Origin of the sequence: Enterobacter sp. E1, from assembly GCF_016809815.1 — a bacterium.
GTDB classification, from domain to species: Bacteria; Pseudomonadota; Gammaproteobacteria; order Enterobacterales; family Enterobacteriaceae; genus Enterobacter; species Enterobacter adelaidei.
This window is the reverse complement of sequence record NZ_JAFBJM010000011.1, coordinates 128,071-140,738: the sequence shown is the minus strand read 5'-3', so window position 1 is coordinate 140,738 and position 12,668 is coordinate 128,071. Positions and strand designations below refer to the sequence as shown.

The 12,668-nt window shown below is 55.3% G+C and carries 7 protein-coding genes and 1 rRNA gene; 7 read left to right on the top strand and 1 reads right to left on the bottom strand.

The features are described from left to right. Positions 1 to 4 precede the first annotated feature (4 nt). The 5 genes from rrf (at position 5) to aceK (ending at position 6,252) form a co-directional block, all read left to right on the top strand. Positions 5 to 120: ribosomal RNA gene (gene rrf, locus JGF26_RS20410) — 5S ribosomal RNA — on the top strand. Positions 121 to 299: 179 nt separating this feature from the next. Next, positions 300 to 1,229 carry a homoserine O-succinyltransferase gene (gene metA, locus JGF26_RS20405; RefSeq protein ID WP_028017990.1) on the top strand — a complete coding sequence of 310 codons (930 nt, stop codon included), beginning with the start codon at positions 300 to 302 and terminating at the stop codon, positions 1,227 to 1,229. Positions 1,230 to 1,499: 270 nt separating this feature from the next. Beyond that, entirely contained in the window at positions 1,500 to 3,101 is a 1,602-nt protein-coding gene (aceB, locus tag JGF26_RS20400; protein ID WP_134708595.1) for a malate synthase A, read from the top strand. A gap of 31 nt (positions 3,102 to 3,132) precedes the next feature. After that, a complete protein-coding gene (gene aceA / locus JGF26_RS20395) occupies positions 3,133 to 4,437 on the top strand; it encodes an isocitrate lyase (RefSeq protein WP_028017988.1) in 1,305 nt (434 codons plus the stop codon). Between the two features lie 51 nt (positions 4,438 to 4,488). Then, positions 4,489 to 6,252 carry a bifunctional isocitrate dehydrogenase kinase/phosphatase gene (gene aceK / locus JGF26_RS20390; RefSeq protein WP_134708596.1) on the top strand — a complete coding sequence of 588 codons (1,764 nt, stop codon included), beginning with the start codon at positions 4,489 to 4,491 and terminating at the stop codon, positions 6,250 to 6,252. Here the strand turns inward: aceK and iclR are convergent. Next, positions 6,206 to 7,033, bottom strand: coding sequence for a glyoxylate bypass operon transcriptional repressor IclR (gene iclR / locus JGF26_RS20385; RefSeq protein ID WP_075204663.1), 828 nt, complete (start codon positions 7,031 to 7,033; stop codon positions 6,206 to 6,208). The genes aceK and iclR overlap by 47 nt on opposite strands. Positions 7,034 to 7,226: 193 nt before the next feature. Here iclR and metH point away from each other — a divergent pair, with 193 nt between their 5' ends. Continuing rightward, positions 7,227 to 10,910 (top strand): methionine synthase, encoded by a 3,684-nt coding sequence (gene metH / locus JGF26_RS20380; protein WP_028017985.1) that lies wholly within the window; start codon positions 7,227 to 7,229, stop codon positions 10,908 to 10,910. A 116-nt stretch (positions 10,911 to 11,026) separates the two neighbouring features. After that, positions 11,027 to 12,658 carry a Na/Pi cotransporter family protein gene (locus tag JGF26_RS20375; RefSeq protein WP_129325463.1) on the top strand — a complete coding sequence of 544 codons (1,632 nt, stop codon included), beginning with the start codon at positions 11,027 to 11,029 and terminating at the stop codon, positions 12,656 to 12,658. Positions 12,659 to 12,668 lie beyond the last annotated feature (10 nt).

Here is a 12,668-nt window from a genome sequence, read left to right as displayed (position 1 = left end):
TTTGCCTGGCGGCTTTAGCGCGGTGGTCCCACCTGACCCCATGCCGAACTCAGAAGTGAAACGCCGTAGCGCCGATGGTAGTGTGGGGTCTCCCCATGTGAGAGTAGGGAACTGCCAGGCATCAATCGAGAAAAACCCCGTACCGTAAGGTACGGGGTTTTTTGCTTTGGATCTTACACATTCCCTCCTTGAAACTTTCTCACCTTTCACTTGCAGACTCGACATTCAGATCATTTCTGGTTATCGTTAGCTGTCTGGATGTCTAAACGTTTATACGTATGCTGTGAGGATATAAGGTTATGCCGATTCGGGTGCAGGACGAGCTACCAGCCGTCAATTTCTTACGTGAAGAAAATGTCTTTGTCATGACGGCTTCACGCGCTACAGGTCAGGAAATTCGCCCGCTGAAGGTGCTTATTCTCAATCTGATGCCAAAAAAGATCGAAACAGAAAACCAGTTTCTTCGTCTGCTTTCGAACTCCCCGCTTCAGGTTGATATCCAGCTGCTACGAATTGATGCCCGTGAGTCGCGAAATACACCTTCTGAGCATCTGAACAATTTCTACTGTAACTTCGATGACATCCGCGATGAAAACTTCGATGGACTGATTGTAACGGGAGCACCACTGGGCCTGGTTGAATTCAATGATGTTGCCTACTGGCCGCAGATAAAACAGGTGCTGGAGTGGGCAAAAGATCACGTCACCTCCACGCTCTTTGTCTGTTGGGCGGTACAGGCGGCACTGAATATCCTGTATGGCATTCCAAAGCAAACCCGCACTGAAAAGCTCTCTGGCGTATATGAACACCATATTCTGCATCCACACGCATTACTGACGCGCGGATTTGATGACACTTTCCTTGCCCCACACTCTCGCTATGCCGATTTCCCGGCACAACTGATCCGCGATTACACCGATCTGGAGATCCTGGCTGAAACGGAAGACGGTGATGCCTACCTGTTTGCCAGCAAAGATAAGCGTATTGCTTTTGTCACCGGGCATCCCGAGTATGACCCAAACACCCTCGCGGCTGAGTTTTTCCGTGACGTCGAAGCGGGTCTGAATCCGGATGTTCCGTACAACTATTTCCCGAAAAACGATCCGCAAAACAAACCGAGAGCAACCTGGCGCAGCCACGGGAATTTGCTGTTTACGAACTGGCTCAACTATTACGTCTACCAAATCACACCATACGATCTGCGTCACATGAATCCGACGCTGGAGTAATCTTCTGCACTAAACGATCCTAAAGCGTTTCAGCTATTCAGATCAGGCACCTTCGGGTGCCTTTTTTATTTCCGAAATGCCACTCACCACTCAATAAAACTTTAATTTCAATTAAATCAATAAATTGAATATTAAATTAAATTAAAATGGAAATTGTTTTTGATTTTGGAAAAAATATAGATAGTCTTAATTCTGCTGAGCGAAAACTACACAACGATCTTTCGTTCGCATTGGGGATGTGAATTTGGATCTTTGATGAGGAGCAGAGTGATGACTCAACAGGCAACGACGGTCGATGAACTGGCCTTTACCCAGCCGTATGGCGAGCAAGAACAGCAAGTTTTGACGGCGGAAGCGGTAGAATTCCTGACTGAACTGGTAACACGCTTTACGCCACAGCGTAATAAGCTGCTGGCAGCGCGCATTCATCAGCAGCAGGAAATTGACGATGGCAAGTTGCCTGGTTTTATTTCGGAAACCGCTTCCATTCGCCGTGGCGAGTGGAAAATCCGCGGCATCCCTGAAGATTTGCAGGATCGCCGGGTTGAGATCACGGGGCCGGTAGAGCGCAAAATGGTGATCAACGCCATGAACGCGAACGTTAAAGTCTTTATGGCTGATTTTGAGGACTCACTGGCGCCAGACTGGAACAAAGTTATCGACGGGCAGATCAATCTGCGCGACGCCGTGAACGGCACCATCAGCTATACCAACGAAGCCGGCAAAATTTACCAGCTCAAACCGAACCCGGCGGTTCTGATCTGTCGTGTACGCGGGCTGCACCTGCCTGAAAAACACGTCACCTGCCGTGGGGAAGCCATTCCGGGCAGCCTGTTTGATTTCGCGCTCTATTTCTTCCACAACCACAAAAACCTGCTGGCAAAAGGTAGCGGCCCTTACTTCTATCTGCCGAAAACCCAATCCTGGCAGGAAGCGGCCTGGTGGAGTGAGGTGTTTAGTTATGCGGAAGATCGATTCAACCTGCCGCGCGGCACCATCAAAGCCACGCTGCTGATTGAAACGCTGCCTGCCGTGTTCCAGATGAATGAAATTCTGCATGCCCTGCGCGATCACATTGTCGGCCTGAACTGCGGGCGCTGGGACTACATTTTCAGCTACATCAAGACCCTGAAGAATTATCCCGATCGCGTACTGCCGGATCGTCAGGTTGTCACCATGGATAAACCGTTCCTGAGCGCCTACTCGCGTCTGCTGATCAAAACCTGCCACAAGCGTGGTGCCTTTGCGATGGGCGGCATGGCCGCGTTTATTCCAAGCAAAGATGCGGAGCGTAATAGCCAGGTACTCAACAAGGTGAAAGCCGATAAAGAACTTGAAGCACGTAATGGTCATGACGGGACGTGGATTGCACACCCGGGCCTGGCCGATACCGCGATGGAGGTATTCAACCGCGTGCTTGGCGACAATAAAAACCAGCTGTTTGTCACCCGCGAAGAGGATGCGCCAACAGCCGAAGAGCAACTGCTGGCACCGTGTGCGGGTGAACGCACCGAAGAGGGCATGCGTGCCAATATTCGCGTCGCCGTGCAATACATCGAAGCGTGGATCTCCGGCAACGGCTGTGTGCCGATCTACGGCCTGATGGAAGATGCCGCGACGGCAGAGATCTCACGGACCTCCATCTGGCAGTGGATCCACCATCAAAAAACGCTCAGCAACGGTAAGCCGGTAACCAAATCCCTGTTCCGCCAGATGCTGGCCGAAGAGATGCGGGTGATCCAGGACGAGCTGGGCGAACACCGCTTCAGCAGCGGACGTTTTGACGACGCTGCGCGCCTGATGGAGCAAATCACCACATCAGATGACTTAATCGACTTCCTGACCCTGCCGGGCTACCGCTTCCTGGCGTAACTCACCACATAACAATATGGAGCATCTGCACATGAAAACCCGTACCCAACAAATCGAAGAATTAAAGAAAGAGTGGACACAACCTCGCTGGGAAGGCATCCGCCGTCCGTACAGCGCGGAGGAAGTGGTGAAATTACGCGGCTCGGTCAATCCGGAATGCACGCTGGCGCAAAATGGCGCGGCGAAAATGTGGAAGCTGCTGCACGGTGGTTCCAAAAAAGGTTACATCAACAGCCTTGGCGCGCTGACGGGCGGTCAGGCACTGCAGCAGGCAAAGGCGGGGATAGAAGCCATTTACCTGTCCGGCTGGCAGGTCGCGGCGGACGCTAACCTGGCCTCCAGCATGTACCCGGATCAGTCGCTCTATCCGGCTAACTCCGTACCGTCGGTCGTGGATCGGATCAACAACACCTTCCGCCGTGCGGATCAGATCCAGTGGGCGGCAGGCATTGAGCCAAACGATCCGCGCTTTATTGATTACTTCCTGCCGATAGTTGCGGATGCGGAAGCGGGTTTCGGTGGCGTGCTGAACGCCTTCGAGCTGATGAAATCGATGATTGAGGCCGGTGCAGCGGCCGTTCACTTCGAAGACCAGCTGGCGTCAGTGAAGAAATGCGGACATATGGGCGGCAAAGTGCTGGTCCCGACCCAGGAGGCGATTCAGAAACTGGTTGCGGCGCGTCTGGCTGCTGACGTGCTCGGCGTGCCGACATTGGTCATTGCCCGTACGGATGCGGATGCAGCTGACCTGATTACTTCAGATTGCGACCCGTACGACAGCGAGTTCATTACCGGTGAACGTACCAGCGAAGGGTTCTATCGTACCCATGCGGGTATTGAGCAGGCGATAAGCCGTGGCCTGGCGTATGCCCCGTATGCGGACCTGGTCTGGTGCGAAACCTCCACGCCGGATCTGGCTCTGGCAAAACGCTTTGCCGATGCCATTCATGCGAAGTACCCGGGCAAACTGCTGGCCTACAACTGCTCACCGTCCTTCAACTGGCAGAAAAAACTGGACGACAAGACAATCGCCAGCTTCCAGCAGCAGCTGTCCGACATGGGCTACAAATACCAGTTCATTACTTTGGCAGGCATCCACAGCATGTGGTTCAACATGTTCGACCTGGCGCACGCCTATGCGCAGGGTGAGGGCATGAAGCACTACGTTGAGAAGGTGCAGCAGCCGGAATTTGCCGCGGGTAAAGATGGCTACACCTTCGTGTCTCACCAGCAGGAGGTGGGAACTGGCTACTTTGATAATGTGACCACGATTATTCAGGGCGGCACCTCCTCCGTCACCGCCTTAACGGGCTCAACCGAAGAAGCACAGTTCTAATCTTTTCCCCCTCTCCCCCCTCGGGGAGAGGGTTGGGGGTGAGGGGGATATATGTCGCGTGGTCTGGAATTACTGATTGCCCAAACTATTCTGCAGGGCTTCGATGCCCAGTATGGCCGTTTTCTGGAAGTGACCTCCGGCGCGCAGCAGCGCTTCGAACATGCAGACTGGCATGCGGTTCAGCAGGCCATGAAGCAGCGTATCCATCTCTACGACCACCATGTGGGTCTGGTGGTGGAGCAGCTACGCTGTATCACCGACGGTAAAAGTCCAGACGCGGAATTTTTACTGCGCGTGAAAGAGCACTACACCCGTTTGTTACCCGATTACCCGCGCTTCGAGATTGCGGAGAGCTTCTTTAACTCCGTCTATTGTCGGTTATTTGACCACCGCTCATTATCTCCTGAGCGGTTATTTATTTTCAGCTCCCAGCCCGAGCGGCGTTTTCGTACTATTCCTCGTCCGCTGGCGAAAGATTTCTTTCCCGATCGCGGGTGGGAAAAGCTCCTGCACCGCGTGTTAACAGACTTGCCGCTGCGTTTACCCTGGGAGAATAAAACCCGGGATATCGGCTATATCCACGCGCATCTCACTGAAACCTTCGGCGAGGACGTTCTTGGGCACAGCCATTTGCAGGTCGCCAATGAACTGTTCTATCGCAATAAAGCCGCCTGGTTGGTAGGCAAACTGGTTACGCCGGCAGCCATCGTGCCGTTTCTGTTACCGATCCACCGCACCGACGACGGCGAACTGTTTGTCGATACCTGTCTGACCACCAGCGCCGAAGCCAGCATTGTGTTTGGCTTCGCCCGTTCCTACTTTATGGTCTACGCGCCGTTACCTGCCGCGCTCGTGGAATGGTTGCGCGAGATCCTGCCGGGCAAAACCACCGCCGAGCTGTATATGGCGATTGGCTGTCAGAAACACGCCAAAACGGAAAGCTATCGGGAGTATTTGCGCTATGTCACCACGGCGGATGAACAGTTTATCGAAGCACCGGGCATTCGCGGTATGGTGATGCTGGTCTTCACCCTGCCGGGTTTTGACCGCGTCTTTAAGGTGATTAAAGATAAATTCGCACCGCAGAAAGAGATGACGGCTGCACATGTCCGCGCCTGCTACCAGCTGGTTAAAGAGCACGACCGTGTTGGACGCATGGCCGATACCCAGGAATTCGAAAACTTTGTGCTGGATAAGCAGCAGATCGATCCAGCACTCATGGCGCTTTTAATGCAGGAAGTACCCGGCAAAATCACCGATATTGGTGACAAAATCGTGATTAGCCATCTCTACATTGAACGCCGTATGGTGCCCCTGAACATCTGGCTGGAGCAGTCCGAAGGTCAGGCGCTTCGCGATGCCATTGAAGAGTATGGCAATGCGATTCGCCAGCTTGCTGCCGCCAATATCTTCCCGGGGGATATGCTGTTTAAAAACTTCGGCGTCACCCGCCACGGGCGCGTCGTGTTCTACGATTACGATGAAATTTGTTACATGACTGAGGTGAATTTCCGCGACATCCCGCAGCCCCGCTATCCGGAAGATGAACTCTCCGGTGAGCCATGGTACAGCGTCTCGCCGGGTGATGTATTTCCTGAGGAGTTCCGCCACTGGCTGTGCGCTGACCCGCGAATTGGGCCATTATTCGCAGAGATGCACGACGATCTGTTCCACGCCAGCTACTGGCGTGGATTGCAAACGCGAATTAAGAATGGGCATGTGGGAGATGTGTATGCCTATCGACGTAAGCAGCGGTTTTGCGTGCGGTTTAACGAATCCCACCATACGCCAGCGTCACCTCTTTCGCTGCCTTAATCACCAGCGCGCCCAGCTCAGTCACGCGATCATCCGTCATGCGTGAAATCGGCCCGGAGATGGAGATGGCGGCAAACGGCTCGCGGTGTTCGTCAAAGATACAGGCTGCAATGCAACGCAGGCCCAGAGCATGTTCCTCGTCATCAAACGAATAGCCGCGTTTGCGGGTCAGGGCCAGATCCTCTTTAAGATGCACCGGCGAAACCAGCGTTGCGTGGGTGTAGGCGTGCAACCCTTTACGGTGCAATAACCCCGTCACCTGCTCTTCGCTCAGTTGCGACAGAAACGCTTTCCCCGCCCCGGAGGCGTGCATAGGGAGCTTGCCGCCAATGGGGGCCGACATACGCATCAGCTGCGTACACTGTACCTGGTCGATGATGATCGCCTGATGGTCGCTCTGGTCGAGTACCGCCAGGTTTACCGTCTCGCCGGAATCTTCCATCAGCTTGCGCAGGATCGGGTGCACAATCGCCAGCAGATTACGGCTTTGCAGGAAGCTGCTGCCGACGATAAACGCATGCGCGCCTACAGCCCAGTGTCCCAGCTCACCGACCTGACGGACAAAGCCCAGCTGCTGCATGGTGGTCAGCAGTCGATGCGTTGTGGAGTTCGGCAGGCCAGCCTGCTGGGCCAGCTCCGTCAGGGCCACGCTATTGTGCGACTCGGCTATCCACTCCAGCAGCTTCAAACCGCGCGTGAGCGATTGAACCTGTCCGCCCTGTTGTGCGGCGGTGGTAGCAGCAGGTTTTCTGCCGCGTTTAGCGGGAACGGTCGCGACCATGACGATCTCCTTTTTCTGTATCGTGGAAATCATTTTCGTTTTATTTGGTGAATTTGCAACCGTTATCCTGACTGATCGGAGGAGTGATAGTGAACATGTCTCATGTTACTCCTGTGTGACTTTTCCACCCTGCGAGATTATGCCAGTATGGAATGCAGCCTTTTGGCCTTGTTGAGCGTTGTCGGGAGCAAGTGTGAGCAGCAAAGTAGAGCAACTGCGTGCGCAGTTAAATGAACGAATTCTGGTGCTGGACGGCGGCATGGGCACCATGATCCAGGGCTATCGTCTGAGTGAAGACGATTTCCGCGGCGAGCGTTTTGCCGACTGGCCATGTGACCTGAAGGGTAATAACGACCTGCTGGTGCTCAGCAAGCCGTCGGTTATTAAAGATATCCACAACGCCTACTTTGAAGCGGGTGCGGATATCATTGAAACCAACACCTTTAACTCGACAACCATCGCCATGGCGGATTACCAGATGGAATCCCTGTCGGCGGAAATCAACTTTGAAGCCGCGAAGCTGGCGCGCGCCTGCGCCGACGAGTGGACGGCCCGCACGCCGGACAAGCCGCGCTACGTTGCCGGGGTGCTTGGCCCTACCAACCGCACCGCGTCGATTTCACCGGACGTGAACGACCCGGCGTTTCGTAATATCACCTTTGACCAGCTGGTTGCCGCCTACCGCGAATCGACCAAAGCGCTGGTGGAAGGGGGTTCCGATCTGATCCTGATCGAAACCGTATTCGATACCCTCAACGCCAAAGCCGCGATTTACGCGGTGAAAGAGGAGTTCGAGGCGCTGGGCGTTGACCTGCCGATCATGATTTCCGGCACCATTACTGACGCCTCCGGCCGTACCTTATCCGGCCAGACAACCGAAGCCTTTTATAACTCTCTGCGCCACGCTGAAGCGCTCTCCTTCGGCCTGAACTGCGCACTGGGGCCAGATGAACTCCGCCAGTACGTACAGGAACTGTCGCGCATTGCGGAATGTTACGTCACCGCGCACCCGAACGCCGGTCTGCCGAACGCGTTTGGTGAATACGATCTCGATGCCAACACCATGGCGGCGCAAATCCGCGAGTGGGCCGAGTCTGGCTTCCTGAACATCGTCGGTGGCTGCTGCGGCACGACGCCTGAGCATATCGCTGCCATGAGCAATGCGGTGGCCGGGTTGCCGCCACGAAAATTACCTGAGCTGCCTGTTGCCTGTCGTCTCTCCGGCCTTGAGCCGTTGACCATCGGCGACGACAGCCTGTTTGTGAACGTGGGTGAGCGTACTAACGTCACCGGTTCAGCAAAGTTCAAACGTCTGATTAAAGAAGAGAAGTACAGCGAAGCGCTGGACGTCGCCCGCCAGCAGGTGGAAAGCGGCGCTCAGATTATTGATATCAACATGGATGAGGGGATGCTCGATGCCGAAGCGGCGATGGTGCGTTTCCTCAACCTGATTGCCGGTGAACCGGACATCGCCCGCGTGCCGATCATGATTGACTCCTCTAAGTGGGAAGTCATCGAGAAAGGGCTGAAATGCATTCAGGGTAAAGGCATCGTTAACTCCATCTCGATGAAAGAAGGCGTTGATATCTTTATCCATCACGCGAAGCTGGTACGCCGTTACGGTGCGGCCGTGGTGGTTATGGCCTTTGATGAAGTGGGCCAGGCAGACACCCGCGAGCGCAAGATTGAGATTTGCCGCCGCGCGTACAAAATTTTGACCGAAGAGGTAGGCTTCCCGCCGGAAGACATCATCTTTGACCCGAACATTTTCGCTGTGGCGACCGGGATTGAAGAGCACAACAACTACGCCCAGGACTTTATCGGCGCGTGTGAAGACATTAAGCGCGAGCTGCCGCATGCGCTGATCTCCGGCGGCGTGTCGAACGTATCGTTCTCGTTCCGCGGTAACGATCCGGTGCGTGAAGCTATTCACGCCGTGTTCCTCTACTACGCCATCCGTAACGGGATGGATATGGGGATCGTTAACGCCGGACAGCTCGCGATTTACGACGACCTGCCGGCAGAACTGCGCGACGCGGTAGAAGACGTGATCCTGAACCGTCGTGACGATGCCACCGAGCGGATGCTGGATCTGGCGGAGAAATACCGTGGCAGTAAATCGGATGAAGCAGCCAACGTTCAGCAGGCCGAGTGGCGCTCCTGGGATGTGAAAAAGCGTCTGGAATATTCGCTGGTGAAAGGTATTACCGAGTTTATCGAACTGGATACCGAAGAAGCGCGTCTTCAGTCCGCACGTCCGATTGAAGTGATCGAAGGGCCACTGATGGACGGCATGAACGTGGTTGGCGATCTGTTCGGTGAGGGCAAAATGTTCCTGCCGCAGGTAGTGAAATCCGCCCGCGTGATGAAGCAGGCGGTGGCCTACCTTGAACCGTTTATCGAAGCCAGCAAAGAGAAAGGCTCCAGCAACGGGAAAATGGTGATCGCCACCGTGAAGGGCGATGTTCACGACATCGGCAAGAATATCGTCGGCGTGGTGCTGCAGTGTAATAACTACGAGATTATCGATCTTGGCGTGATGGTACCCGCGGACAAAATCCTCAAAACCGCACGTGAAGTGAATGCCGACCTGATTGGCCTCTCCGGGCTGATCACCCCGTCGCTTGATGAGATGGTCAACGTGGCGAAAGAGATGGAGCGTCAGGGCTTTACCATTCCGCTGCTGATTGGCGGGGCGACCACCTCAAAAGCGCACACGGCGGTGAAAATCGAGCAGAACTACAGTGGCCCGACGGTCTACGTGCAAAATGCCTCGCGAACGGTAGGCGTGGTGTCCGCGCTGCTCTCTGACACCCAGCGCGACGAGTTTGTTACGCGCACCCGCAAAGAGTACGAAACCGTCCGTATTCAGCACGGTCGCAAGAAACCGCGCACACCGCCTGTTACGTTGCAGGCGGCACGCGATAACGATCTGGCGTTTGACTGGTCGAGCTATACGCCGCCGGTCGCGCATCGTCTGGGCGTGCAGGATGTGACTGCCAGCATCGAGACGCTGCGCAACTACATCGACTGGACGCCGTTCTTTATGACCTGGTCGCTGGCGGGCAAATATCCGCGCATCCTTGAAGATGAAGTAGTCGGTGAAGAAGCACAGCGCCTGTTTAAAGATGCGAACGAGATGCTCGACAAACTGAGTGTGGAGAAAACCCTCAACCCGCGTGGCGTGGTGGGGCTGTTTCCGGCGAACCGCGTGGGCGACGATGTTGAAATCTATCGCGATGAAACCCGCACTCACGTGCTGGCGGTGAGTCACCATCTGCGTCAGCAAACCGAGAAAGTGGGTTTCGCGAACTACTGTCTGGCCGATTTCGTTGCGCCGAAGCTTTCTGGTAAAGCCGATTACATCGGCGCATTTGCCGTAACCGGTGGTCTGGAAGAAGATGCCCTGGCGGATGCGTTCGAAGCGCAGCACGATGATTACAACAAAATCATGGTCAAAGCGATTGCCGACCGCCTGGCGGAAGCCTTCGCCGAGTACCTGCACGAGCGCGTACGTAAGGTACTCTGGGGCTACGCGGCCAATGAGAACCTCAGCAACGAGGAGCTGATCCGCGAAAACTATCAGGGTATTCGTCCGGCGCCGGGCTACCCGGCCTGTCCGGAACACACCGAAAAGGGCACTATCTGGAAGCTGCTGGATGTAGAAGCACATACAGGGATGAAACTCACCGAGTCGTTCGCCATGTGGCCAGGGGCGTCCGTTTCCGGCTGGTATTTCAGCCACCCTGACAGCAAGTACTTCGCCGTGGCACAGCTGCAACGCGATCAAATCGAAGATTACGCCCTGCGCAAAGGTATGAGTGTCTCTGAAGTGGAGCGTTGGCTAGCGCCGAATTTAGGCTACGACGCGGACTGACGTCACTTTTCCTTACAACAAACAGGGCGCTCATTGGGCGCCCTGTCTCTTTATTACGTTTAAACCCTTATACTGAACCAAGGGAAAACGAATAACGATAAGGAGGTACATCTTCCGTGCTGACTCTGTTACATCTGCTCTCCGCAGTCGCACTGCTGGTATGGGGCACCCATATTGTCCGGACCGGCGTGATGCGCGTATTTGGTGCTCGTTTACGCACCGTTCTCAGCAGCAGCGTTGAGAAGAAACCGCTCGCCTTCTGCGCGGGTATTGGCGTAACGGCACTGGTTCAGAGCAGCAACGCCACGACTCTGCTTGTCACCTCGTTTGTGGCGCAGGATCTGGTGGCGCTGGCCCCGGCGCTGGTAATTGTACTGGGTGCTGATGTGGGTACCGCGTTGATGGCGCGTATCCTGACCTTTGATCTCTCCTGGCTGTCGCCGTTGCTGATTTTCATTGGCGTCATCTTCTTCCTTGGCCGCAAACAAACGCGGGCCGGACAGCTTGGCCGCGTGGGGATTGGCCTGGGGCTTATCCTGCTGGCGCTGGAACTGATTGTGCAGGCGGTTACTCCCATTACCGAGGCTAATGGTGTTCAGGTCATCTTCGCTTCGCTGACCGGCGACATCATGCTGGACGCGCTGATCGGTGCAGTGTTTGCCATCGTCAGTTACTCGAGCCTGGCCGCAGTATTGCTGACGGCAACACTCACCGCTGCAGGGGTAATCTCCTTCCCGGTCGCGTTATGTCTGGTGATCGGGGCTAACCTCGGCTCTGGCCTGCTGGCGATGCTCAACAACAGCGCCGCCAATGCTGCCGCCCGTCGAGTGGCGCTTGGCAGCCTGCTGTTTAAGCTGGTGGGGAGCCTGATTATCCTGCCCTTTATCCATCCGCTGGCGAACCTGATGGATAACCTCCCGCTGCCAAAAGCGGAGCTGGTGATCTATTTTCACGTTTTCTATAACCTGGTGCGCTGCCTGGCGATGGTACCTTTTGCTGAGCCGATGGCCCGTTTCTGTGAACGACTTATTCAGGATGAACCGGAGCTGGATGCGCGTCTGAAACCTAAGCATCTGGATACGTCTGCGCTGGACACCCCTGCACTGGCGCTGGCGAATGCTGCCCGTGAGACGCTGCGCATAGGCGATGCGATGGAAACCATGCTCGAAGGGCTGCAAAAGGTGATGCACGGCGAGCCGCGTGAAGAGAAAGAGCTGCGCAGACTGGCGGACGACATCAACGTGCTCTATACCGCCATCAAGCTCTATCTTGCGCGTATTCCGCAGGATGAACTGGCGGAGGAAGAGTCCCGCCGCTGGGCGGAAATTATCGAGATGTCGCTTAACCTGGAGCAGGCCTCGGATATCGTTGAGCGCATGGGCAGCGAGATTGCCGACAAATCCCTTGCCGCGCGTCGCGCATTTTCAGGTGAAGGCCTGAAGGAGCTGGAGGCGCTGCACGAACAGCTGGTCAGCAACCTCAAGCTGGCGATGTCGGTGTTCTTCTCCAGCGACGTGCCGAGTGCGCGCCGCCTGCGCCGCAACAAGCATCGTTTCCGTATTCTGAACCGCCGCTACTCGCACGCCCACGTTGAGCGTCTGCATCAGCAGAACGTGCAGAGTATCGAAACGAGTTCGCTGCACCTGGGGCTGCTGGGGGATATGAAACGTCTCAACTCGTTGTTCTGCGCGGTGGCGTACAGCGTGATGGAACAGCCGGATGAAGACGACGAGCGGGATGAATATTAATCTCTGAAAG

What these genes read in the sequence shown, in the direction of transcription:
- aceB (WP_134708595.1), top strand. Translation starts at nt 1,500, where the DNA reads ATGACTCAACAGGCAACGACGGTCGATGAACTGGCCTTTACCCAGCCG.
- iclR (WP_075204663.1), bottom strand. Translation starts at nt 7,033, where the DNA reads ATGGTCGCGACCGTTCCCGCTAAACGCGGCAGAAAACCTGCTGCTACC.
- metA (WP_028017990.1), top strand. Translation starts at nt 300, where the DNA reads ATGCCGATTCGGGTGCAGGACGAGCTACCAGCCGTCAATTTCTTACGT.
- aceK (WP_134708596.1), top strand. Translation starts at nt 4,489, where the DNA reads ATGTCGCGTGGTCTGGAATTACTGATTGCCCAAACTATTCTGCAGGGC.
- aceA (WP_028017988.1), top strand. Translation starts at nt 3,133, where the DNA reads ATGAAAACCCGTACCCAACAAATCGAAGAATTAAAGAAAGAGTGGACA.